Raw genomic sequence first — 25,634 nt, forward strand, 5'->3', positions numbered from 1 at the left:
TACCTTTCCTCCTTCGACTTTTTCAGGGCAACAAAACCCGCCCGACACGACGGTGCCGGGTGTAAAAATCATTTATTTGATTACTAAGATGCTTTGACTATATCCACTTTATAAATGTGGTTTTTTGATATGCGTAGAATTTTTAGCCATTGATTTTTGACAGATATAAAAAAAGCCAGCCGGGAACCCGACTGGCTTTTTAAGCGCTACCTTAACGATTACTCGTTATCGGAACCGCCCAGGCCTGCGTTCAGCAGTTCTGCAAGGCTGGCAGATGCTTCTTCCGCACTCACCTGCTGAGTAGCAGGTACTTCACCTGCTGCACGGCGGCGAATACGATCCTGGTGGTACGCATAACCGGTACCCGCCGGGATCAGACGACCTACGATAACGTTCTCTTTCAGGCCACGCAGTTCGTCGCGTTTGCCCGCAACGGCTGCTTCGGTCAGGACACGAGTGGTCTCCTGGAACGATGCCGCAGAGATAAAGGACTCGGTTGCCAGAGACGCTTTGGTGATACCCAGCAGATCGCGGGAGAACGTTGCGCCCACTTTGCCGTTCGCTTCCAGTTCGCGGTTAGCGATCTTAACGCGAGAGTATTCAACCTGTTCGCCTTCCAGGAAGTCGGAGCTACCTGCGTTTTCGATGGTGGCTTTACGCAGCATCTGACGAACGATAACTTCGATGTGTTTATCGTTAATCTTAACGCCCTGCAGACGGTATACGTCCTGGACTTCGTTAACGATGTAACGAGTCACAGCATGAACACCACGCAGACGCAGAATGTCATGCGGTGCTTCCGGACCGTCGGAAACCACGTCACCACGTTCTACACGTTCACCTTCGAACACGTTGAGCTGACGCCATTTCGGAATCATCTCTTCGTACGGTTCGCTACCGTCTACCGGGGTGATAACCAGACGACGTTTACCTTTGGTTTCTTTACCGAAGGAAATGATGCCGCTGATTTCAGCCAGGATTGCCGGCTCTTTCGGACGACGAGCTTCGAACAGATCCGCAACGCGTGGCAGACCACCGGTAATATCCTTGGTACCGCCAGATTCCTGCGGAACACGGGCCAGGGTGTCACCAGAACTGATCTGGATGCCATCTTCCAGCTGAACAATCGCTTTACCCGGCAGGAAGTACTGCGCAGGCATATCGGTGCCAGGGATCAGAACGTCGTTACCCTGAGCATCAACGATTTTCAGTGCCGGACGCAGATCTTTACCACCGGTAGTACGTTCAGCTGAATCCAGAACCACCAGAGAAGACAGACCGGTCAACTCATCAGTTTGACGAGTAATGGTCTGGCCGTCGATCATGTCAGTGAAGCGAACAAAACCGCTTACTTCGGTGATAACTGGCATGGTGTGTGGATCCCAGTTTGCAACGGTTTCGCCGCCGGCAACCTGTTCGCCATCACCTTTCGCCATAACAGAACCGTAAGGCACTTTATAGCTTTCTTTGGTACGACCGAATTCGTCGATCAGTTTCAGCTCGGTGTTACGAGAAGTGATAACCAGTTTACCGCTGGAGTTCACAACCGATTTCGCGTTGCTGAGCTTGATGCTACCTTTGTTTTTCACCTGGATGCTGGATTCAGCAGCCGCACGCGATGCCGCACCACCGATGTGGAACGTACGCATGGTCAGCTGTGTACCCGGCTCACCGATGGACTGTGCCGCGATAACGCCGATAGCTTCACCTTTGTTGATGATGTGGCCACGCGCCAGGTCACGACCGTAGCAGTGCGCACATACACCAAAGTCGGTGTCACAGGATACAACAGAACGCACTTTGACGGAGTCAACGGAGTTCTCTTCCAGCAGATCACACCAGTGCTCGTGCAACAGCGTGTTACGTGGAACCAGAATGTCCGCGGTACCCGGCTTCAGAACGTCTTCAGCGGTTACACGACCCAGTACGCGATCGCGCAGCGGCTCTTTAACGTCACCACCCTCGATAACCGGGGTCATGGTGATGCCTTCCAGCGTGCCACAATCGTCTTCAGTAACCACCAGGTCCTGCGCCACGTCGACCAGACGACGAGTCAGGTAACCGGAGTTCGCTGTCTTCAGTGCGGTATCCGCCAGACCTTTACGCGCACCGTGAGTTGAGATGAAGTACTGGAGTACGTTCAGACCTTCACGGAAGTTCGCGGTGATTGGCGTTTCGATGATGGAGCCATCTGGCTTAGCCATCAGACCACGCATACCCGCCAGCTGACGAATCTGTGCCGCAGAACCACGTGCACCGGAGTCGGCCATCATGTAGATGCTGTTGAAGGAAACCTGCTGCTCTTCCTGACCGTCACGGTTAATCACGGTTTCAGTTTGCAGGTTATCCATCATCGCTTTGGATACACGATCGTTCGCCGCAGCCCAGATATCGATAACTTTGTTATAGCGTTCGCCCGCGGTTACCAGACCAGACTGGAACTGTTCCTGGATCTCAGCAACTTCGGCTTCCGCTTCGCTGATAATCTCGTATTTTTTCTCTGGGATGACCATGTCATCGATACCAACGGATGCACCTGAACGCGCTGCATAAGCAAAGCCGGTGTACATCGTCTGGTCTGCAAAAATAACGGTCGGTTTCAGGCCCAGAATACGGTAGCAGGTGTTCAGCATTTTGGAGATAGCTTTCTTACCCAGTGCCTGGTTCACGATGCTGAACGGCAGACCTTTAGGTACGATCATCCACAGAATGGCACGGCCAATGGTCGTGTCTTTCAGGCTGGTTTTAGCAACGAACTCGCCGTTTTCATCTTTTTCATATTCGGTGATACGCACTTTAACGCGCGCATGCAGAGAGGCCAGGCCAGCGCGATAAATACGCTCTGCTTCTTTCGGGCCAGTCAGCACCATGCCTTCGCCTTTGGCGTTAACACAGTCACGGGTCATGTAGTACAGACCCAATACAACGTCCTGAGACGGAACGATGATTGGCTCGCCGTTCGCAGGTGACAGAATGTTGTTGGTAGACATCATCAGCGCACGCGCTTCCAGCTGGGCTTCCAGCGTCAGCGGTACGTGAACAGCCATCTGGTCACCATCGAAGTCGGCGTTATATGCCGCACAAACCAGCGGGTGCAGCTGAATTGCTTTACCTTCGATCAGAACCGGTTCGAATGCCTGGATACCCAGACGGTGCAGTGTTGGTGCACGGTTCAGCATAACCGGGTGTTCGCGGATAACTTCGTCCAGGATATCCCAAACGACAGCTTCTTCGCGCTCAACCATTTTCTTCGCAGCTTTGATGGTGGTAGCAAGACCACGCAGCTCCAGCTTGCCGTAGATGAACGGTTTGAACAGCTCCAGCGCCATTTTCTTCGGCAGACCGCACTGATGCAGACGCAGGTATGGGCCTACGGTGATTACAGAACGACCGGAGTAGTCAACACGCTTACCGAGCAGGTTCTGACGGAAACGACCCTGCTTACCTTTGATCATGTCGGCCAAAGATTTCAGAGGACGTTTGTTAGAACCGGTGATCGCACGACCGCGACGACCGTTATCCAGCAGGGCATCAACCGCTTCCTGCAGCATACGTTTTTCGTTGCGTACGATAATGTCCGGCGCGGCCAGATCCAGCAGACGTTTCAGACGGTTGTTACGGTTAATGACGCGACGATACAGATCGTTCAGGTCAGAAGTCGCGAAACGACCACCATCCAGCGGAACCAGCGGACGCAGATCTGGCGGCAGTACCGGCAGAACGGTCAGGATCATCCACTCTGGTTTGTTACCAGACTGAACGAACGCTTCCAGCAGTTTAATACGCTTGGTCAGCTTTTTACGCTTGGTTTCGGAGTTGGTTTCGTTCAGCTCTTCACGCAGAGTTTCACACTCTTGCTCCAGATCCATGCTTTTCAGCAGGGCCTGAATAGCTTCCGCACCCATCTTCGCGTCGAATTCGTCACCGAACTCTTCCAGCGCGTCCAGATACTGTTCTTCGGTCAGAATCTGGTTACGTTCCAGGTTCGTCATACCGCCTTCGATAACCACATAGGATTCGAAGTACAGAACACGTTCGATATCACGCAGCGGCATATCGAGCAGCAGGCCGATACGGGACGGCAGAGATTTCAGGAACCAGATGTGCGCAGTCGGAGACGCCAGCTCGATGTGGCCCATACGCTCACGGCGTACTTTGGTCTGGGTCACTTCAACGCCGCACTTCTCACAGATCACACCACGGTGTTTCAGGCGCTTGTACTTACCGCACAGGCACTCGTAGTCTTTTACCGGCCCAAAGATACGGGCGCAGAAAAGGCCGTCACGCTCAGGTTTGAACGTACGGTAGTTAATGGTTTCCGGCTTTTTAACTTCACCGAAAGACCATGAACGGATCATGTCTGGCGAGGCCAGAGCAATTTTGATCGCATCAAACTCTTCGGTTTTAGTCTGCGCTTTCAGAAACTTTAATAAATCTTTCACGGATTTGCTCCCGTCGGAGTTAGCACAATCTGGTGCTGGCTGTTACGCCAGCACCAGTGACCTGTTTGAGCGAGAGTTACTCGTCTTCCAGCTCGATGTTGATACCCAGCGAACGGATCTCTTTCAACAGTACGTTGAAGGATTCCGGCATGCCCGGTTCCATCTGATGGTTACCGTCTACGATGTTTTTATACATCTTCGTACGGCCATTCACGTCATCAGACTTAACGGTGAGCATTTCCTGCAGGGTGTATGCCGCGCCATATGCTTCCAGCGCCCACACTTCCATCTCCCCGAAGCGCTGACCACCGAACTGCGCCTTACCACCCAGCGGCTGCTGAGTAACCAGGCTGTAAGAACCAGTAGAACGCGCGTGCATTTTGTCATCAACCAGGTGGTTCAGTTTCAGCATGTACATGTAACCGACGGTTACCTGACGCTCGAACTGCTCACCCGTACGGCCGTCGAACAGTGTGATCTGACCGGAAGTCGGCAAGCCACCCAGCTGCAACAGCTCTTTGATTTCAGACTCTTTCGCACCATCGAAGACCGGCGTTGCGATCGGCATACCTTTACGCAGGTTCTCAGCCAGACGCAGAACTTCTTCATCGCTGAAGGTGTTCAGGTCAACTTTCTGACGAACGTCAGCGCCCAGATCGTACGCACGCTGGATGAATTCGCGCAGTTTCGCGACTTCCTGCTGCTGTTTCAGCATGGCGTTGATCTTATCGCCGATACCTTTCGCAGCCATACCCAGGTGGGTTTCAAGGATCTGACCGATGTTCATACGAGACGGTACGCCCAGCGGGTTCAGTACGATATCTACCGGCGTACCGTTAGCATCGTGCGGCATATCTTCGATCGGGTTGATCTTAGAAATTACACCCTTGTTACCGTGACGACCTGCCATTTTGTCACCAGGCTGGATACGGCGTTTAACGGCCAGGTATACCTTGACGATTTTCAGCACGCCCGGTGCCAGATCGTCGCCTTGAGTGATTTTACGGCGTTTCGCTTCGAGTTTTTTCTCGAACTCGTGTTTCAGTTCGTCATACTGCTCAGCCAGCTGTTCCAGCTGATTTTGTTTCTCTTCGTCGGTCAGGCCGAGTTCCAGCCAGCGATCGCGAGGCAGTTTGTCGAGCTTCTCAGCTTCAACGCCACCGGCAACCAACACAGCGTAGATACGGCTAAACAGGCCAGCTTCGAGGATCTGCAGTTCTTCAGACAGGTCTTTCTTCGCCTGTTTGAGCTGCATTTCTTCGATTTCCAGCGCACGTTTGTCTTTTTCCACGCCATCGCGAGTAAAGACCTGAACGTCGATAACGGTACCCGACACACTGTTCGGTACACGCAGAGAAGAGTCTTTAACGTCAGACGCTTTCTCACCGAAGATTGCACGCAGCAGCTTCTCTTCTGGGGTCAGTTGGGTTTCACCTTTTGGCGTAACCTTACCAACCAGAATGTCGCCACCGGTCACTTCTGCACCGATGTATACGATACCGGATTCATCCAGTTTAGAGAGCGCAGCTTCACCCACGTTCGGGATGTCAGCGGTGATCTCTTCCGGCCCCAGCTTGGTGTCACGGGACACACATGCCAGTTCCTGAATGTGGATAGTGGTGAAACGGTCTTCCTGAACAACACGCTCGGAGACGAGGATGGAGTCTTCGAAGTTGTAACCGTTCCATGGCATGAATGCCACGCGCATGTTCTGACCCAGCGCCAGTTCACCGAGGTCGGTAGACGGGCCATCAGCCAGCACATCACCACGATCAACCGGCTCACCCAGAGATACGCAAGGCATCTGGTTGATACAGGTGTTCTGGTTAGAACGGGTGTATTTGGTCAGGTTATAGATGTCGATACCTGCTTCGCCCGGGTACATCTCGTCTTCGTTAACTTTGATAACGATACGGGAAGCATCCACGTACTGAACGGTACCGCCACGCTTAGCAACTGCAGTAACACCGGAGTCAACGGCAACAGCACGTTCCATACCGGTACCAACCAGCGGCTTATCAGAGCGCAGGGTCGGAACCGCCTGACGTTGCATGTTCGCACCCATCAATGCACGGTTGGCGTCATCGTGTTCCAGGAACGGGATCAGGGACGCACCGACGGATACCACCTGCTGGGTGGATACGTCCATGTAGTCAACCTGGTCGCGGCTGAACAAGCTGGATTCGCCTTTGCTACGGCAAGTTACCAGGTCTTCTACGAAGTGGCCTTCATCGTCCAGGTTGGAGTTCGCCTGAGCAATAACGTAGTTGCCTTCTTCGATAGCAGACAGGTAGTGAATTTCATCAGTTACTACACCGTCGGTCACTTTACGATACGGCGTCTCAAGGAAGCCATATTCGTTAGTCTGTGCGTACACGGATAGGGAGTTGATCAGACCGATGTTCGGACCTTCAGGCGTTTCGATTGGACATACGCGACCGTAGTGAGTCGGGTGTACGTCTCGAACTTCGAAGCCTGCGCGTTCACGGGTCAGACCGCCTGGGCCGAGTGCGGAGATACGACGTTTGTGCGTAATCTCAGACAGTGGGTTGTTCTGGTCCATAAACTGAGACAGCTGGCTGGAACCGAAGAACTCTTTCACTGCTGCAGAAATCGGTTTGGCGTTGATCATATCCTGAGGCATCAGGGTATCCAGATCGCCCAGAGACAGACGCTCTTTCACCGCACGCTCTACACGTACCAGGCCAACGCGGAACTGGTTTTCCGCCATTTCGCCAACGGAACGGATACGACGGTTACCGAGGTGGTCGATATCATCGACTTCGCCTTTACCGTTACGGATATCAATGAGCTTTTTCATCACTTCGATGATGTCTTCTTTGCTCAGGATACCGGAACCTTCGATTTCGTCACGCAGCAGAGAACGGTTGAACTTCATACGACCGACCGCAGACAGGTCATAACGGTCTTCGGAGAAGAACAGGTTCTCAAACAGGCTTTCAGCTGCTTCACGAGTCGGCGGCTCACCCGGGCGCATCATGCGGTAGATTTCTACCAGCGCGCTCAGACGATCGTTGGTTGGGTCGACGCGTACAGTCTCAGAGATGTACGGGCCGTGATCCAGATCGTTGGTGAACAGCGTTTCGATACGTTTGTGGCCAGACTGGCTCAGCTTAGCCAGCAGATCCAGGCTCAGCTCCATGTTAGCCGGGCAGATCAGCTCGCCAGTAGATTCGTCAACGTAGTCTTTAGACGCAACTTTGCCAGCAATGTACTCAACCGGAACTTCGATATGTTTGATATCGTCTTTTTCCAGCTGGCGAATGTGGCGCGCAGTAATACGGCGGCCTTTTTCAACATACACTTTGCCGTTGGCTTCGATGTCAAAGGATGCGGTTTCACCACGCAGGCGTTCCGGCACCAGTTCCATCTGCAGCTTGTTGTCGCGAATTTCGAAAACAACTTTTTCAAAGAACAGGTCAAGGATCTGCTCAGTGGTGTAGTTCAGGGCACGCAGAATGATGGTCGCAGGCAATTTACGGCGACGGTCGATACGTACGAACAGGTTGTCCTTCGGATCGAATTCGAAGTCCAGCCAGGAACCACGGTAAGGAATGATGCGCGCGTTATACAGCACTTTACCCGAAGAGTGGGTTTTACCTTTGTCGGAGTCAAAGAAGACGCCCGGACTACGGTGCAGCTGAGAAACGATAACACGCTCAGTACCGTTGATAACAAAGGTACCATTGTCAGTCATGAGCGGAATTTCGCCCATGTAGACTTCTTGTTCTTTAATGTCCTTAACGGTGCCTTCCGGCGCTTCGCGCTCGTAGATCACCAGACGCAGTTTTACGCGCAGCGGTGCGGAATAGGTCACGCCACGGATCTGACATTCCTGGACGTCAAACACCGGTTCGCCAAGGCGGTAGCTGACGTATTGCAGCTCGGAATTACCGCTGTAGCTCTGAATCGGGAATACGGAACGGAAGGCGGCTTCCAGACCATACTGCCCTTCAGGATCTTGCTCGATGAACTTCTGAAACGAGTCAAGCTGGATAGAAAGGAGATAAGGCACATCCAGTACTTGTGGACGTTTACCAAAATCCTTACGAATACGTTTTTTCTCGGTATAGGAGTAAACCATTAGGGTTCCTCAGCTCGCTGACAAGTCGACCCATCTGCCCAATTGAAAGGCAGTTTGTGCAACACTATTTTGTTGACCGGAAAATGGATACTTTCCGCAATGCTTGTTGCTATCACGCTTAAATCATTTCGTTGCGATTTACACAGAGCGAGCACCCTGTCGCAGTATATTAAGTCGTCGATAGAAACAAGCATTGTCAGGACAACCAGTAGTCAAACAGTGTGAAACGCTACTGGCGCCTTACAGCGCAAAAAGGCTGGTGACTAAAAAGTCACCAGCCATCAGCCTAATTACTCAGGCTGCAACCGGAAGGGTTGGCTTATTTAACTTCAACTTCAGCGCCAGCTTCTTCCAGAGATTTTTTCAGTGCTTCTGCGTCGTCTTTGCTCACGCCTTCTTTCAGAGCGGCCGGAGCAGATTCAACCAGGTCTTTCGCTTCTTTCAGACCCAGGCCAGTTGCGCCACGTACTGCTTTGATAACAGCAACTTTGTTAGCGCCAGCAGCTTTCAGAATTACGTCGAATTCAGTTTTTTCTTCAGCAGCTTCAGCCGGGCCAGCAGCTACAGCTACAGCAGCAGCAGCGGAAACACCGAATTTTTCTTCCATTGCAGAGATCAGTTCTACAACGTCCATTACAGACATAGCTGCAACTGCTTCAATGATTTGATCTTTAGTGATAGACATTTAAATTGTTCCTGAAAATCAGAATAAGTTTATACGTAAGCGAGTGCTTGATAAAGATAACTGCGATTAAGCAGCTTCTTTCGCATCGCGAACAGCAGCCAGAGTGCGAACCAGTTTGCCAGCCGAAGCTTCTTTCATGGTTGCCATCAGGCGTGCAATTGCTTCTTCGTAGGTCGGCAGGGTTGCCAGGCGATCGATTTGCGATGCCGGGATCAACTCACCTTCAAAGGCTGCAGCTTTGACCTCAAATTTTGCATTCGCTTTCGCGAACTCTTTGAACAGACGAGCAGCAGCGCCCGGGTGTTCCATAGAGTATGCAATCAGGGTCGGACCAACGAACGCGTCTTTCAGGCACTCAAATGCAGTACCTTCAACAGCACGACGCAGCAGGGTGTTACGAACAACACGCATGTATACGCCGGCTTCGCGACCTGCTTTACGCAGTTCGGTCATTTTGTCTACAGTTACGCCGCGGGAATCCGCAACTACTGCAGACAGCGCGCCTTTGGCTACTTCGCTGACTTCAGCAACAATCGCTTGTTTGTCTTGAAGATTTAAAGCCATTAGCTTTGCTCCTGGATGTTTGCCAGGGCTCATGCCCTGGAACTCACTTCACTCTTCCAAACGGATAGAGCGTCTTAAATACGGTGAGCAGAAACAAGCCAAAGAGTACTTTAAAAAATAATCTTAGCGTTCTGTCACCGTCTACGCAGGGGATTAAGTTTCTTGCGAAACTCCTGCGGTCTTCGACGGAGGCCTGGATAGGCCAGGCTCCAACGAACAAATCTTTTAGCCGCTAACTTTTGTTAGCAAACGTGGGGGGTAAGATTGTAGACAAAATCACCGCCCACGTAAAGGCATTAGTTTGCAGCAGCGCTCAGGCCAGCCTGATCAACTGCAACACCTGCACCCATGGTGGTGGAGATGCTAACTTTCTTGATGTACACGCCTTTCGCCTGAGTTGGTTTTGCTTTTTTCAGCGCAACCAGCAGAGCTTCCAGGTTTTCTTTCAGTTTGTCAGCGTCAAAGTCCACTTTACCGATGGTGGTGTGGATGATGCCGTTTTTGTCGTTACGGTAACGGATCTGGCCTGCTTTAGCGTTCTTAACCGCTTCAGCAACGTTCGGCGTTACAGTACCTACTTTCGGGTTTGGCATCAGGCCACGCGGGCCCAGAACCTGACCCAGCTGGCCAACAACGCGCATTGCATCCGGGGAAGCAATAACAACGTCGAAGTTCATTTCGCCTTTTTTGATCTGGTCAGCCAGATCTTCCATACCTACCAGTTCAGCGCCTGCAGCTTTAGCAGCTTCAGCGTTTGCGCCCTGGGTAAATACGGCTACGCGAACGGAACGGCCAGTACCGTGCGGCAGTACAGTTGCACCACGTACGTTCTGGTCAGATTTACGAGCGTCGATGCCGAGGTTAACAGCAACGTCAACGCTTTCGTTGAATTTAGCAGTGGCCAGCTCTTTCAGCAGAGCAATAGCTTCGTTGATGTCGTACTGTTTAGTTGCATCAACTTTTTCACGGATCACGCGCATACGCTTGGTCAGTTTAGCCATTTCTTAGTCCTCCACTACCAGGCCCATGGAACGTGCAGTACCTTCAATGGAGCGAGTCATCGCTTCAATGTCGGCGCCAGTCATGTCGGCAGCTTTGGTCTGCGCGATTTCCTGCAGCTGAGCGCGAGAAATTTTACCTACTTTCTCTTTGTTCGGCTTACCGGAACCAGACTTAATACCAGCAGCTTTTTTCAGCAGAACTGCAGCCGGCGGAGTCTTGGTGATGAAGGTGAAAGAACGGTCAGCGTAAACGGTGATAACAACCGGAATCGGCAGACCTTTTTCGATGGAATCAGTTTTTGCGTTGAACGCTTTGCAGAATTCCATGATGTTCACACCCTGCTGACCCAGTGCTGGACCAACCGGCGGACTCGGGTTTGCCATACCAGCTGCAACCTGCAGCTTAACGTAGGCTTGTACTTTCTTAGCCATTGCAATTTCCTCTAATTGGGTAATAGCGCCTCGATGAGGCTCCCCGTGATGTATATCGTCTTACGGGCAGTGCCCATAAAAACAAAAGGCGCGAAATTGTATGCCAATTTCGCGCCTCATGCAACGATTAAATCGCTGCTTTTTTGATCGCTGTATTACGCTTTTTCAACCTGTGCAAAGTCCAGTTCTACCGGGGTCGCACGACCGAAGATAGAAACAGAAACTTTCAGGCGAGACTTCTCATAATCCACTTCTTCAACGACGCCGTTAAAGTCAGCGAACGGACCATCGTTAACGCGAACCATTTCACCCGGTTCAAACAACGTTTTCGGACGCGGCTTATCACCAACCTGCTGCAGGCGGTTCATAATCGCATCGACTTCTTTGTCGCTGATCGGGGCCGGACGGTCAGAAGTACCGCCGATGAAGCCCATTACGCGTGGCACGCTACGCACCAGGTGCCAGCTCGCATCGTTCATGACCATCTGGACCAGAACGTAACCTGGGAAGAATTTGCGCTCGCTTTTGCGACGCTGGCCGCCACGGATTTCAACGACTTCTTCAGTCGGAACCATGACTTCGCCAAACAGCTCTTCCATGTTGTGTAATTTGATGTGCTCACGCAGCGACGTGGCTACGCGGCCTTCAAAACCGGAAAACGCCTGAACGACGTACCAGCGCTTTTTAGGTGCTTCAGACATCTTAGAACCTCAGGCCAGTGATAAAAGAGACCAGGCGAACCAGAATACCATCCAGTCCCCACAGGATCAGCGACATTACCGCGGTTACCGCAGCAACGATAAGCGTAGTATGCAGTGTTTCCTGGCGAGTCGGCCAGATAACCTTGCGAACTTCAGTACGCGCTTCACGTGCAAACGCAACGGTCGCTTTTCCTTTTGTCGTTAACAGCGCGACACCACCCGCTGCAGCAATAAGAATTACTACGGCCAGCGCGCGCAATGGCAGCATCATGTCACGATAAAGATAGTTGCCGACGATAGCTACAATCAGCAGCACCGCAACCACAACCCACTTCATCGCTTCCAGGCCGCGCCCGCTCCCTTGAGCTTCGGTATTCGCACTCATAAACCAACCTGTCAGAAGAATTCTACAAACATTTTCACCCCGCGGGTGCGAGGCGATCCAAACCGAAAGTAAGTTTCGGACTAACGCCCTCTTCAGAGCCTGTCTCAGCAATGATTATGACAAATAAAATCACTGATGAGCCAGGTTCTGCTTCGAAAGCGTACAAAAAGGGCATCAAATGATGCCCTTTTATTGCGCATTGCGTCAAATGTTATCAGCAATTAGCTCATTACTTTAGCAACAACGCCCGCGCCAACGGTACGGCCGCCTTCACGGATTGCGAAACGCAGACCGTCGTCCATCGCGATCGGGTGGATCAGGGTAACAACCATTTTGATGTTGTCGCCCGGCATTACCATCTCTACGCCTTCCGGCAGTTCGATGGTGCCCGTCACGTCAGTTGTACGGAAGTAGAACTGCGGACGGTAGCCTTTGAAGAACGGAGTATGACGGCCGCCTTCATCTTTGGACAGGATATAAACTTCAGATTCGAATTTGGTGTGCGGCTTGATGGAACCCGGCTTAGCCAGTACCTGACCACGTTCGATTTCTTCACGTTTGATACCACGCAGCAGAACACCAACGTTCTCACCCGCACGGCCTTCGTCCAGCAGTTTGCGGAACATTTCAACGCCAGTACAGGTAGACTTAGCAGTCTCTTTGATACCAACGATTTCAACTTCTTCACCAACTTTGATGATACCGCGTTCTACACGACCGGTAACAACGGTACCACGACCGGAGATGGAGAATACGTCTTCGATCGGCAGCAGGAACGGCTTGTCAATCGCACGCTCTGGTTCCGGGATGTAAGAATCCAGGAAGCCAGCCAGTTCGATGATTTTCGCTTCCCACTCTGCTTCGCCTTCCAGCGCTTTCAGAGCAGAACCACGAACGATCGGCGTGTCGTCGCCCGGGAAATCGTACTGAGACAGAAGTTCACGAACTTCCATTTCTACCAGTTCCAGCAGCTCTTCGTCATCAACCATGTCGCATTTGTTCAGGAACACGATGATGTACGGAACGCCTACCTGACGACCCAGCAGGATGTGCTCACGAGTCTGCGGCATCGGGCCGTCAGTCGCAGCAACAACCAGGATCGCGCCGTCCATCTGCGCAGCACCGGTGATCATGTTTTTAACATAGTCGGCGTGGCCCGGGCAGTCTACGTGCGCGTAGTGGCGAGTCGGGGTGTCATATTCAACGTGAGAAGTGTTGATGGTGATACCACGAGCTTTTTCTTCCGGCGCGTTATCGATCTGATCGAATGCGCGAGCAGCACCGCCGTAGGTTTTAGCCAGTACGGTAGTGATGGCAGCGGTCAGCGTTGTTTTACCATGGTCAACGTGGCCGATAGTACCGACGTTAACGTGCGGTTTTGTACGTTCAAACTTTTCTTTAGACATCGATTGTCCCTCTAAGACACGGATAAATCGGTGATATCACCACATCAACCAGGCAACACGCCCGACTTGTTGAATGCATTTAAAAGTAAACAGAGAGAAACGGGAAGGAGAAGTGAAGTGGTGCTGATACCCAGAGTCGAACTGGGGACCTCACCCTTACCAAGGGTGCGCTCTACCAACTGAGCCATATCAGCACGTCTGGAGCGGGCAGCGGGAATCGAACCCGCATCATCAGCTTGGAAGGCTGAGGTAATAGCCATTATACGATGCCCGCATCCTGAAACTCGGCTACCCAGTTCTTTCTGTTTAAGGAGAAGAACACTCTCCTGTTTGAGCCGGTGGATACAGCTTCCGACTCAGGTTGCGCTTTCGCGTAACCGAAGATGGTGGTGGGGGAAGGATTCGAACCTTCGAAGTCGATGACGGCAGATTTACAGTCTGCTCCCTTTGGCCGCTCGGGAACCCCACCAGGCACTTGATGGTGCCGACTACCGGAATCGAACTGGTGACCTACTGATTACAAGTCAGTTGCTCTACCTACTGAGCTAAGTCGGCATCAAGTAGCGCGCATTCTAGGGAGACCTGCGCCTGCATGCAACTAAAAATTTGCATAAAATGTTCTCTTGCTCATATTTTGTGCGCAACTGCGTAAAAACACGGCAAGCTGGCGAATATCAGAGCAGAAAATGGATGTTTTTAACGCAGCACTTAAAGGACGTTTACCGTGTTATCTACCGTACCAGGTATTGGCTGCGCCATGGAGTATGTATAACACTTTCGAGGAGAGCCATGATGTGTTGCGTTTGTGCACGAAAGCATCACTCATTTTGATTTTTTCTTCTTATTCTCTTCCATCTGGTGTTAACCTCCTGCCCATTGTCCTGATTAACTGAATGTTGATGCGTCGTGTGTACGTCAAGGCGGCGGTCAGAACATGCTTATGAGAAAAAAAGAGCAAACGTTAATGACACCTTACCTACAGTTTAATCGTAGCCAGTGGGCTGCGCTTCGTGATTCCGTACCAATGACCCTGACTGAAGGGGAAATCAAGCGGTTGAAAGGTATCAACGAAGATCTGTCGCTGGAAGAGGTCGCCGAGATCTATTTGCCTTTATCGCGTTTGCTCAACTTCTATATCAGCTCTAACCTGCGTCGCCAGGCTGTGCTGGAACAGTTCCTGGGCACCAACGGGCAACGTATTCCTTATATCATTAGTATTGCTGGTAGCGTCGCCGTGGGGAAAAGCACGACTGCGCGCGTTTTGCAGGCGTTACTGAGTCGTTGGCCTGAACACCGTCGCGTTGAGCTAATTACCACCGATGGCTTCCTGCACCCTAATGAGGTGCTGAAAGAGCGTGGACTGATGAAGAAGAAAGGCTTCCCACAGTCTTATGATATGCATCGTCTGGTTAAATTCGTTTCAGATCTGAAATCTGGGGTACCTGACGTGACGGCGCCTGTCTATTCGCATCTGATTTATGATGTCATCCCTGACGGCGATAAAACGGTGACGCATCCGGATATTTTAATTCTTGAAGGGTTAAATGTTCTGCAAAGCGGGATGGATTATCCACACGACCCACATCATGTATTTGTTTCCGATTTTGTCGACTTCTCAATATATGTTGATGCGCCGGAAAAACTACTTCAATCATGGTATATCAACCGATTCCTGAAATTCCGCGAGGGCGCATTTACCGACCCGGATTCTTATTTCCACAACTATGCACAACTTTCGAAAGATGAAGCGATAAACGTGGCGACTAACTTGTGGAATGAAATTAACCTTGTGAATCTCAAGGAAAATATATTACCTACACGTGAGCGTGCCAGCCTGATTTTAACCAAAAGCGCTAATCACTCGGTTGAGCAAGTCCGCCTGCGAAAATAAATTTTTATAGAAAAGGGAGCCGAGGCTCCCTTTTTTCATTCAGCGCTACGCAACGATATTTCGCCGCCGACCCAGGGTTTTATCACCCCATCCTGCTCAAGCAATAATGCCCCCTGAGAATCAATACCGCGAGAAACACCAAAGATTTCTTTATCGCCAATAATTAACTTCACCGGGCGATCAATAAAGTTATCGAGTTTTTTCCAGCGAGCCAGATATGGTGTCAGCCCTTCCTGTTCAAATAGACGAAGTGATTCACGCAGCTCTTTAATCAGACGGACGGCAAGCGTATTACGATCGATGGAGATCCCCGCTTCCTGAAGGTTGATCCAGCCTTGATTGATCACATCATTTTCAACGTGACGCATAACGAGGTTAATTCCCGCACCAATCACAATTTGCGCTGCATCACCCGTTTTTCCGGTTAATTCCACCAGAATCCCGGCAAGTTTGCGATCATTGAGGTACAGGTCATTCGGCCACTTTACGCGCACCTGATCGGCACCCAGGCTTTGCAATACTTCGGCCATCACAATGCCAATTACCAGACTCAAGCCAATTGCCGCCGCAGGCCCCTGCTCAAGCCGCCAGTACATCGATAGATAGAGATTCGCCCCGAATGGAGAGAACCATTTACGACCACGGCGACCGCGGCCTGCCGTTTGATACTCTGCCACGCAGGCATCACCGGAATGCAGCTCGTGAATGCGATCGAGCAAATACTGGTTGGTGGAATCAATAACCGGTAAGACCGCTACGTTGCCATATTCAATTTGCTGGCGAATGCGTTCTTCTTCCAGCAACTGAATAGGCTCTGGCAGGCTATATCCTTTGCCAGGAACGGTAAACACATCGACGCCCCAATCGCGCAAGGTCTGGATATGTTTATTAATCGCCGCGCGACTCATGCCCAGCTTTTCGCCCAGCTGTTCGCCGGAATGGAATTCACCGTCAGACAGGATGGCAATCAGCGTTAAGGGAATCGTGTTGTCCTTCATGCAATGACCTCTACCGCATTTACTTCACCAGTTGGCCCCATAAATCGCACTTCAGGCTCCAGCCAAATATTAAATTTCTTGCCGACCTGCGTTCGCACGTGGTGAGCCAGCGCAACCACATCATCACTGGTCGCATGATCCTGATTGATGAGTACCAACGCCTGCTGCTGATGTACCGCCGCGCCACCGTAAACATAGCCTTTCAACTGGCACTGGTCGATAAGCCAGCCCGCCGCCAGTTTTACGGTTCCGTCAGCTTGTGGGTAATGCGGCGCGTTAGGGAATGAAGCCAGCAATATTTCAGCATGCTCGCGCTCTACGACCGGGTTCTTAAAGAAGCTTCCCGCGTTACCGTTGACTTTGGGATCCGGGAGTTTCGTCATTCGCATATGACATACGGAATCAAAGACATCACGTGGCGTAACGGTTTGTGGATCCAGGCACGTCAGATCGCCATACGTCAGGACGGGCTTCCAGGCTTTTGCTAAGCGGAAACCCACGGCCAGGATGGCGTATTTATCCTGATATTCGTGTTTAAAGATGCTGTCACGATAACCAAAGCGACACTCTGTAGCTGTTAAACGCAGGTGTTTGCCCGTGGCAAGTTCGACACAGTCGACAAATTCACAGACCTGCTTAATCTCGACGCCATAGGCACCGATATTCTGAATAGGTGATGAACCGGCGCAACCAGGGATCAGCGCCAGGTTTTCCAGACCCGGCATGTTGTTATCCAGCGTATAACGAACTAACTGATGCCAGTTTTCACCTGCCCCGACATGGAGATGCCACGCGTCTGTTGACTCGGTGACATTGATACCTTTAATCCGGTTAACGATGACGGTTCCGGCGTAATCCTCCAGGAAGAGAACGTTGCTTCCTTCACCCAGAATAAGAACTGGCAGACTTTCTGCAATCGCATGCTGCCAGGCGCTCAGTAATTGTTGTTCGTTTTCCGCGCATACAATGTGCTTCGCATGATGTTCAATGCCGAAGGTGTTCCAGGGTCTTAGGGAATGGTTCATAGCTGCTTTCCTGATGCAAAAACGTCGCTAGTTTACCGTATATGAGGGGATTGTGCGCGTGGTATCGCCCGATGGCGCTGCGCTTACCAGGCCTGCGGGTTCGTATCCTTCGGCGGGGATTGTTCTTTTGCAGGCCGGATATGGCAAAGCCGCAGCCGGCGTTTTTTTCGCACCAGCGCAAAAAGGCCATCCCTGAGGATGGCCTTTTTGCTTTATTTGATGTCTGGCAGTTCCCTACTCTCGCATGGGGAGACCCCACACTACCATCGGCGCTACGGCGTTTCACTTCTGAGTTCGGCATGGGGTCAGGTGGGACCACCGCGCTACTGCCGCCAGACAAATTCTTTTCTAAATCTGCCGAACTTTAACCGAAAAAACTGGTGCTGATACCCAGAGTCGAACTGGGGACCTCACCCTTACCAAGGGTGCGCTCTACCAACTGAGCCATATCAGCACACTAAATTTGATGCCTGGCAGTTTATGAATCACTTTGTGATTCACCCTTTGGGCCGTTGCTTCGCAACGTTCAAAAGCTTTCGCTTTTGTCCTACTCTCTTATCAAGTAGCGAACTGCCTCAAAGGTCAGTGCCATACTTCTTAATTTGATGCCTGGCAGTTCCCTACTCTCGCATGGGGAGACCCCACACTACCATCGGCGCTACGGCGTTTCACTTCTGAGTTCGGCATGGGGTCAGGTGGGACCACCGCGCTAGTGCCGCCAGGCAAATTCTGTTGTATTAACCCGCTTATTGCCGGTTAATGTAATCTGTGTCAAGCTTACTTCTCGATGTCTCTTCGCCAAAACATCTTCGGCGTTGTAAGGTTAAGCCTCACGGTTCATTAGTACTGGTTAGCTCAATGCATCGCTGCACTTACACACCCAGCCTATCAACGTCGTCGTCTTCAACGTTCCTTCAGGAGACTTAAAGTCTCAGGGAGAACTCATCTCGGGGCAAGTTTCGTGCTTAGATGCTTTCAGCACTTATCTCTTCCGCATGTAGCTACCGGGCAATGCCATTGGCATGACAACCCGAACACCAGTGATGCGTCCACTCCGGTCCTCTCGTACTAGGAGCAGCCCCCTCAATTCTCCAGCGCCCACGGCAGATAGGGACCGAACTGTCTCACGACGTTCTAAACCCAGCTCGCGTACCACTTTAAATGGCGAACAGCCATACCCTTGGGACCTACTTCAGCCCCAGGATGTGATGAGCCGACATCGAGGTGCCAAACACCGCCGTCGATATGAACTCTTGGGCGGTATCAGCCTGTTATCCCCGGAGTACCTTTTATCCGTTGAGCGATGGCCCTTCCATTCAGAACCACCGGATCACTATGACCTGCTTTCGCACCTGCTCGCGCCGTCACGCTCGCAGTCAAGCTAGCTTATGCCATTGCACTAACCTCCTGATGTCCGACCAGGATTAGCTAACCTTCGTGCTCCTCCGTTACTCTTTGGGAGGAGACCGCCCCAGTCAAACTACCCACCAGACACTGTCCGCAACCCGGATTACGGGTCTACGTTAGAACATCAAACATTAAAGGGTGGTATTTCAAGGTTGGCTCCATGCAGACTGGCGTCCACACTTCAAAGCCTCCCACCTATCCTACACATCAAGGCTCAATGTTCAGTGTCAAGCTATAGTAAAGGTTCACGGGGTCTTTCCGTCTTGCCGCGGGTACACTGCATCTTCACAGCGAGTTCAATTTCACTGAGTCTCGGGTGGAGACAGCCTGGCCATCATTACGCCATTCGTGCAGGTCGGAACTTACCCGACAAGGAATTTCGCTACCTTAGGACCGTTATAGTTACGGCCGCCGTTTACCGGGGCTTCGATCAAGAGCTTCGCCTTACAGCTAACCCCATCAATTAACCTTCCGGCACCGGGCAGGCGTCACACCGTATACGTCCACTTTCGTGTTTGCACAGTGCTGTGTTTTTAATAAACAGTTGCAGCCAGCTGGTATCTTCGACTGATTTCAGCTCCACGGGTAAACCGCTTCACCTACATATCAGCGTGCCTTCTCCCGAAGTTACGGCACCATTTTGCCTAGTTCCTTCACCCGAGTTCTCTCAAGCGCCTTGGTATTCTCTACCTGACCACCTGTGTCGGTTTGGGGTACGATTCGATGTTACCTGATGCTTAGAGGCTTTTCCTGGAAGCAGGGCATTTGTCACTTCAGCACCGTAGTGCCTCGTCATCACGTCTCAGTCCTGAAGCAAACCGGATTTACCTGGTCTGCAAACCTACACGATTAAACCGGGACAACCGTCGCCCGGCCAACATAGCCTTCTCCGTCCCCCCTTCGCAGTAACACCAAGTACAGGAATATTAACCTGTTTCCCATCGACTACGCCTTTCGGCCTCGCCTTAGGGGTCGACTCACCCTGCCCCGATTAACGTTGGACAGGAACCCTTGGTCTTCCGGCGTGCGGGTTTTTCACCCGCATTATCGTTACTTATGTCAGCATTCGCACTTCTGATACCTCCAGCATGCCTCACGACACACCTTCAACGGCTTACAGAACGCTCCCCTACCCAACAACACTTAGTGTCGCTGCCGCAGCTTCGGTGCACAGTTTAGCCCCGTTACATCTTCCGCGCAGGCCGACTCGACCAGTGAGCTATTACGCTTTCTTTAAATGATGGCTGCTTCTAAGCCAACATCCTGGCTGTCTGAGCCTTCCCACATCGTTTCCCACTTAACTGTGACTTTGGGACCTTAGCTGGCGGTCTGGGTTGTTTCCCTCTTCACGACGGACGTTAGCACCCGCCGTGTGTCTCCCGTGATAACATTCTTCGGTATTCGCAGTTTGCATCGGGTTGGTAAGTCGGGATGACCCCCTAGCCGAAACAGTGCTCTACCCCCGAAGATGAGTTCACGAGGCGCTACCTAAATAGCTTTCGGGGAGAACCAGCTATCTCCCGGTTTGATTGGCCTTTCACCCCCAGCCACAAGTCATCCGCTAATTTTTCAACATTAGTCGGTTCGGTCCTCCAGTTAGTGTTACCCAACCTTCAACCTGCCCATGGCTGAGATCACCGGGTTTCGGGTCTATACCCTGCAACTTAACGCCCAGTTAAGACTCGGTTTCCCTTCGGCTCCCCTATTCGGTTAACCTTGCTACAGAATATAAGTCGCTGACCCATTATACAAAAGGTACGCAGTCACCTAACAAGTAGGCTCCCACTGCTTGTACGTACACGGTTTCAGGTTCTTTTTCACTCCCCTCGCCGGGGTTCTTTTCGCCTTTCCCTCACGGTACTGGTTCACTATCGGTCAGTCAGGAGTATTTAGCCTTGGAGGATGGTCCCCCCATATTCAGACAGGATACCACGTGTCCCGCCCTACTCTTCGAGTTCACAGCATATGCATTTTGGTGTACGGGACTATCACCCTGTACCGTCGGACTTTCCAGACCGTTCCACTAACACACATGCTGATTCAGACTCTGGGCTGCTCCCCGTTCGCTCGCCGCTACTGGGGGAATCTCGGTTGATTTCTTTTCCTCGGGGTACTTAGATGTTTCAGTTCCCCCGGTTCGCTTCATTACGCTATGTATTCACGTAATGATAGTGTGTCGAAACACACTGGGTTTCCCCATTCGGAAATCGCCGGTTATAACGGTTCATATCACCTTACCGACGCTTATCGCAGATTAGCACGTCCTTCATCGCCTCTGACTGCCAGGGCATCCACCGTGTACGCTTAGTCGCTTAACCTCACAACCCGAAGATGTTTCGTAAAACACCACCGTGTTGCGAAAATTTGAGAGACTCGAACACACTTAACGTGTGTCGTTTCAATTTTCAGCTTGATCCAGATTTTTAAAGAGCAAATATCTCAAACAAGACTTTACAGTCTGTTTTGAGATATTACGGTCGGCGACTTTCACTCACACATACCAGCAAGTGGCGTCCCCTAGGGGATTCGAACCCCTGTTACCGCCGTGAAAGGGCGGTGTCCTGGGCCTCTAGACGAAGGGGACACTGAAGTCTCAATCGCAAGACGCCTTGCTATTTACTTTTCATCAGACAATCTGTGTGAGCACTTCAAGGAACGGTTCTTTAAGGTAAGGAGGTGATCCAACCGCAGGTTCCCCTACGGTTACCTTGTTACGACTTCACCCCAGTCATGAATCACAAAGTGGTAAGCGCCCTCCCGAAGGTTAAGCTACCTACTTCTTTTGCAACCCACTCCCATGGTGTGACGGGCGGTGTGTACAAGGCCCGGGAACGTATTCACCGTAGCATTCTGATCTACGATTACTAGCGATTCCGACTTCATGGAGTCGAGTTGCAGACTCAATCCGGACTACGACATACTTTATGAGGTCCGCTTGCTCTCGCGAGGTCGCTTCTCTTTGTATATGCCATTGTAGCACGTGTGTAGCCCTGGTCGTAAGGGCCATGATGACTTGACGTCATCCCCACCTTCCTCCAGTTTATCACTGGCAGTCTCCTTTGAGTTCCCGACCGAATCGCTGGCAACAAAGGATAAGGGTTGCGCTCGTTGCGGGACTTAACCCAACATTTCACAACACGAGCTGACGACAGCCATGCAGCACCTGTCTCACAGTTCCCGAAGGCACCAAAGCATCTCTGCTAAGTTCTGTGGATGTCAAGACCAGGTAAGGTTCTTCGCGTTGCATCGAATTAAACCACATGCTCCACCGCTTGTGCGGGCCCCCGTCAATTCATTTGAGTTTTAACCTTGCGGCCGTACTCCCCAGGCGGTCGACTTAACGCGTTAGCTCCGGAAGCCACGCCTCAAGGGCACAACCTCCAAGTCGACATCGTTTACAGCGTGGACTACCAGGGTATCTAATCCTGTTTGCTCCCCACGCTTTCGCACCTGAGCGTCAGTCTTCGTCCAGGGGGCCGCCTTCGCCACCGGTATTCCTCCAGATCTCTACGCATTTCACCGCTACACCTGGAATTCTACCCCCCTCTACGAGACTCAAGCTTGCCAGTTTCAAATGCAGTTCCCAGGTTGAGCCCGGGGATTTCACATCTGACTTAACAAACCGCCTGCGTGCGCTTTACGCCCAGTAATTCCGATTAACGCTTGCACCCTCCGTATTACCGCGGCTGCTGGCACGGAGTTAGCCGGTGCTTCTTCTGCGAGTAACGTCAATTGCTGTGGTTATTAACCACAACACCTTCCTCCTCGCTGAAAGTACTTTACAACCCGAAGGCCTTCTTCATACACGCGGCATGGCTGCATCAGGCTTGCGCCCATTGTGCAATATTCCCCACTGCTGCCTCCCGTAGGAGTCTGGACCGTGTCTCAGTTCCAGTGTGGCTGGTCATCCTCTCAGACCAGCTAGGGATCGTCGCCTAGGTGAGCCATTACCTCACCTACTAGCTAATCCCATCTGGGCACATCCGATGGCAAGAGGCCCGAAGGTCCCCCTCTTTGGTCTTGCGACGTTATGCGGTATTAGCTACCGTTTCCAGTAGTTATCCCCTCCATCAGGCAGTTTCCCAGACATTACTCACCCGTCCGCCACTCGTCAGCGAATCAGCAAGCTGATTCCTGTTACCGTTCGACTTGCATGTGTTAGGCCTGCCGCCAGCGTTCAATCTGAGCCATGATCAAACTCTTCAATTTAAGTTTGATGCTCGTGAATTAAACTTCGTAATGAATTACGTGTTCACTCAGAGACTTGGTATTCATTTATCGTCTTGCGACGTTAAGAATCCGTATCGTTGAGTGCCCACACAGATTGTCTGATAAATTGTTAAAGAGCAGTGCAACGCGGCATGAAGCTCACCGTTGCGAGGTGCGCATAATACGCTTTCCTCTTTCAGAGTCAACCCTGATTTTCAGGATTTTTCTCTTCAACCGAAGCGGCTGTTGCCGTGTCAGTGGGAGCGCATTATAGGGAGTAATTGAGATCCCGCAAGCATAAAATACAAAAAACTTTTCGTTAGCTCATTTTCCAGGCAATACGCTCCCTTCGCACGCTATTTGCGCGGAATATGTGCAATTTCGCGAGCGAAATGAGCGACCTGCTGCCAGTCCGTATAAACCACTTCTTTACGGGTATCCGTTTCACCGCCGGTCATCTTCATAATCAGGCGGATCATAAAACGGTCATACCAACGATAACGCGGGTAACGCAGCGCACCGGCGAAAACGGCGCAGGCATCTGGCTGCCACGGCGAGGCCAACAGAAACTTACGCGTGTAGTTATTGGTCTGCGGCGAGCGTTTCTCAGGTTTACGCGCTACCAGGTTCACCGAGAAGAAAGCACTCGGTAATGCCTGCATCTGCGCGGCATGCTTTTTCACAAAACGATCGACCGCAGAATGGAAGTGCCCATAGCGAATCGACGCCCCCACCACGACGCGATCATACTGTTCCCACTCAATGTCCTGAGTACGGTTCAGATTCACCAGTTCTGAATCAACGCCCAGCTCTTTAAGCTCAGAAGAGAGGTAGGCGGCAATTTCACGCGTCTGACCATCACGGGTAGAGAAGAGGATTAATGTTTTCAACGCAAGCTCCACTTATTCGCGCCAGAAAGTTGGGGTAAACAATACCAGCAACGTAAAGACTTCCAGACGACCAAACAGCATGTTCGCAATCAGGATCCACTTCGCCACCGGGTTCATACTGGCAAAGTTATCCGCCACCACCCCAAGCCCAGGCCCAAGGTTATTCAGCGTTGCCACTACCGAGGCAAACGCGGAGAAGTCATCCACGCCAGTCGCGATAATCGCCAACATACTGATAATGAACACCAGCGCATACGCAGAGAAGAATCCCCATACCGCTTCGAGAATACGTTCCGGCAGCGCACGGTTGCCAAGCTTGATGCTGTACACCGCGTTCGGATGCACCAGACGTTTCAGTTCACGGTTCCCCTGCTTGAACAGCAGCAGGATTCGAATCACCTTCAGCCCCCCGCCCGTCGACCCGGCGCAGCCGCCGATAAACGCGGAACAGAGTAACAGCACCGGCAGGAAGAGTGGCCAGCGCGCGATACTGTCCGTCGTAAAGCCCGCCGTCGTCGCCATTGACACAACCTGGAAGAAAGCCTGGTTTAGCGTCGTCAGCGCCGAGCTGTAAACGTTATGGAAAAAGAGCACCAGCGTACAGATAAAGACCAGCGTCAATTGCACGCCAATAAACATTCTGAATTCCGGATCGCGCCAGTAAACCTTCAGGCTCCGCCCACTCAGTAACGAGAAGTGCAGGCCATAGTTACACCCGGAGATCAGTAAGAAGATAGCAATAATGGTGTTGATCGTTGGGCTGTCAAAATAGCCCACGCTGGCGTCATGCGTCGAGAAGCCGCCAATCGCGATAGTCGCGAAGCTGTGACCGATGGCGTCGAACGCCGGCATACCCGCAAACCACAGCGCCAGCGCACAAGCGACGGTCAACAGCACATAGATGAGCCACAGGGTTTTTGCCGTTTCCGCAATACGCGGTCGCATCTTGTTATCCTTCAGCGGCCCCGGCATCTCAGCACGATAAAGCTGCATCCCCCCGACGCCGAGGATAGGCAGAATCGCCACGGCTAATACGATGATCCCCATACCGCCGAACCACTGCAGCATCTGTCGATAAAAGAGAATCGCATGCGGAAGTGAATCAAGGCCCACCAGTGTCGTCGCGCCGGTCGTCGTCAGCCCGGAAAAGGATTCAAAAAAAGCATCGGTTATCGTGAGGTTTGGCTGCTCAGAGAAAATAAAAGGAAGCGCACCCACGCTGCCCAGCACGGTCCAGAACAGAACCACAATCAAAAACCCCTCGCGCGATTTAAGTTCGCCCTTCTCGCGGCGGTTCGGCCACCACAGTAATGAGCCAATCACCAGCGCGACAAAAAAGGTTTGGGTAAATGCCCGCCCGGCGCCATCGCGGTAAATCAATGCCACCAGGCCGGGAAGGATCATGGTTCCCGAAAATAAGATGACCAGAAGTCCGACAATTCGGGTTATGGCACGAAAATGCATCTCTGGCGCTTCCTTTGGTATAAAAGTAA

At 51.7% G+C, this 25,634-nt stretch carries 14 protein-coding genes, 6 tRNA genes and 4 rRNA genes; 1 reads left to right on the forward strand and 23 read right to left on the reverse strand.

Annotated features, from left to right (window positions below; all coding sequences use genetic code 11):
- Nucleotides 1-218: 218 nt before the first annotated feature.
- The 13 genes from rpoC to ACOXYR_RS20465 all read right to left on the reverse strand — a co-directional run bounded on the left by rpoC (nt 219) and on the right by ACOXYR_RS20465 (nt 14,276).
- Nucleotides 219-4,442 carry a DNA-directed RNA polymerase subunit beta' gene (gene rpoC, locus ACOXYR_RS20405; protein WP_108477141.1) on the reverse strand — a complete coding sequence of 1,408 codons (4,224 nt, stop codon included), beginning with the start codon at nt 4,440-4,442 and terminating at the stop codon, nt 219-221.
- Between the two features lie 76 nt (nt 4,443-4,518).
- Nucleotides 4,519-8,547, reverse strand: coding sequence for a DNA-directed RNA polymerase subunit beta (rpoB, locus tag ACOXYR_RS20410; protein ID WP_015966389.1), 4,029 nt, complete (start codon nt 8,545-8,547; stop codon nt 4,519-4,521).
- Nucleotides 8,548-8,866: 319 nt separating this feature from the next.
- Nucleotides 8,867-9,232, reverse strand: coding sequence for a 50S ribosomal protein L7/L12 (gene rplL / locus ACOXYR_RS20415; RefSeq protein WP_006176746.1), 366 nt, complete (start codon nt 9,230-9,232; stop codon nt 8,867-8,869).
- Between the two features lie 66 nt (nt 9,233-9,298).
- Complete coding sequence (gene rplJ / locus ACOXYR_RS20420; RefSeq protein ID WP_038865708.1) at nt 9,299-9,796, reverse strand: 50S ribosomal protein L10; 498 nt, start codon at nt 9,794-9,796, stop codon at nt 9,299-9,301.
- A gap of 296 nt (nt 9,797-10,092) precedes the next feature.
- Nucleotides 10,093-10,797, reverse strand: a complete 705-nt coding sequence (rplA, locus tag ACOXYR_RS20425) for a 50S ribosomal protein L1 (protein WP_108477142.1) — start codon at nt 10,795-10,797, stop codon at nt 10,093-10,095.
- Nucleotides 10,798-10,800: 3 nt separating this feature from the next.
- A complete protein-coding gene (gene rplK / locus ACOXYR_RS20430) occupies nt 10,801-11,229 on the reverse strand; it encodes a 50S ribosomal protein L11 (RefSeq protein ID WP_015966392.1) in 429 nt (142 codons plus the stop codon).
- Nucleotides 11,230-11,384: 155 nt separating this feature from the next.
- Entirely contained in the window at nt 11,385-11,930 is a 546-nt protein-coding gene (gene nusG / locus ACOXYR_RS20435) for a transcription termination/antitermination protein NusG (protein ID WP_003862341.1), read from the reverse strand.
- A gap of 1 nt (nt 11,931) precedes the next feature.
- Nucleotides 11,932-12,315: a preprotein translocase subunit SecE gene (secE, locus tag ACOXYR_RS20440; RefSeq protein WP_003862342.1), complete on the reverse strand. Its 384-nt coding sequence runs from the start codon at nt 12,313-12,315 to the stop codon at nt 11,932-11,934.
- Between the two features lie 221 nt (nt 12,316-12,536).
- Complete coding sequence (gene tuf / locus ACOXYR_RS20445) at nt 12,537-13,721, reverse strand: elongation factor Tu (RefSeq protein ID WP_003031109.1); 1,185 nt, start codon at nt 13,719-13,721, stop codon at nt 12,537-12,539.
- A 118-nt stretch (nt 13,722-13,839) separates the two neighbouring features.
- A tRNA-Thr gene (locus tag ACOXYR_RS20450) sits at nt 13,840-13,915 on the reverse strand.
- Nucleotides 13,916-13,920: 5 nt separating this feature from the next.
- Nucleotides 13,921-13,995: transfer RNA gene (locus ACOXYR_RS20455), tRNA-Gly, on the reverse strand.
- Between the two features lie 110 nt (nt 13,996-14,105).
- A tRNA-Tyr gene (locus tag ACOXYR_RS20460) sits at nt 14,106-14,190 on the reverse strand.
- 10 nt (nt 14,191-14,200) lie between these two features.
- A tRNA-Thr gene (locus ACOXYR_RS20465) sits at nt 14,201-14,276 on the reverse strand.
- A gap of 385 nt (nt 14,277-14,661) precedes the next feature.
- Between ACOXYR_RS20465 and coaA the strand changes: the two genes are divergently transcribed.
- Nucleotides 14,662-15,612 carry a type I pantothenate kinase gene (coaA, locus tag ACOXYR_RS20470; protein ID WP_041686545.1) on the forward strand — a complete coding sequence of 317 codons (951 nt, stop codon included), beginning with the start codon at nt 14,662-14,664 and terminating at the stop codon, nt 15,610-15,612.
- Nucleotides 15,613-15,647: 35 nt separating this feature from the next.
- Here the strand turns inward: coaA and birA are convergent, their stop codons facing one another.
- The 10 genes from birA to trkH form a co-directional block, all read right to left on the reverse strand.
- Nucleotides 15,648-16,610 carry a bifunctional biotin--[acetyl-CoA-carboxylase] ligase/biotin operon repressor BirA gene (birA, locus tag ACOXYR_RS20475; RefSeq protein WP_108477205.1) on the reverse strand — a complete coding sequence of 321 codons (963 nt, stop codon included), beginning with the start codon at nt 16,608-16,610 and terminating at the stop codon, nt 15,648-15,650.
- Nucleotides 16,607-17,635 carry a UDP-N-acetylmuramate dehydrogenase gene (gene murB, locus ACOXYR_RS20480; RefSeq protein ID WP_421356730.1) on the reverse strand — a complete coding sequence of 343 codons (1,029 nt, stop codon included), beginning with the start codon at nt 17,633-17,635 and terminating at the stop codon, nt 16,607-16,609. The genes birA and murB overlap by 4 nt, the downstream gene beginning before the upstream one ends.
- Nucleotides 17,636-17,856: 221 nt before the next feature.
- Nucleotides 17,857-17,972, reverse strand: a 5S ribosomal RNA gene (gene rrf / locus ACOXYR_RS20485).
- A 41-nt stretch (nt 17,973-18,013) separates the two neighbouring features.
- Nucleotides 18,014-18,089, reverse strand: a tRNA-Thr gene (locus ACOXYR_RS20490).
- Nucleotides 18,090-18,242: 153 nt separating this feature from the next.
- Nucleotides 18,243-18,358: ribosomal RNA gene (rrf, locus tag ACOXYR_RS20495) — 5S ribosomal RNA — on the reverse strand.
- A 96-nt stretch (nt 18,359-18,454) separates the two neighbouring features.
- A 23S ribosomal RNA gene (locus ACOXYR_RS20500) occupies nt 18,455-21,360 on the reverse strand.
- 190 nt (nt 21,361-21,550) lie between these two features.
- Nucleotides 21,551-21,626, reverse strand: a tRNA-Glu gene (locus tag ACOXYR_RS20505).
- 85 nt (nt 21,627-21,711) lie between these two features.
- Nucleotides 21,712-23,251: ribosomal RNA gene (locus tag ACOXYR_RS20510) — 16S ribosomal RNA — on the reverse strand.
- The 16S, 23S and 5S rRNA genes sit together here with 2 tRNA genes alongside, the layout of an rRNA operon.
- Nucleotides 23,252-23,607: 356 nt before the next feature.
- Entirely contained in the window at nt 23,608-24,141 is a 534-nt protein-coding gene (gene hemG / locus ACOXYR_RS20515; protein ID WP_108476941.1) for a menaquinone-dependent protoporphyrinogen IX dehydrogenase, read from the reverse strand.
- A gap of 12 nt (nt 24,142-24,153) precedes the next feature.
- A complete protein-coding gene (gene trkH / locus ACOXYR_RS20520; RefSeq protein ID WP_015966397.1) occupies nt 24,154-25,605 on the reverse strand; it encodes a Trk system potassium transporter TrkH in 1,452 nt (483 codons plus the stop codon).
- Between the last annotated feature and the right edge of the window lie 29 nt (nt 25,606-25,634).

The organism is Pseudocitrobacter faecalis, from assembly GCF_965231525.1.
Lineage (GTDB): Bacteria > Pseudomonadota > Gammaproteobacteria > Enterobacterales > Enterobacteriaceae > Pseudocitrobacter > Pseudocitrobacter faecalis.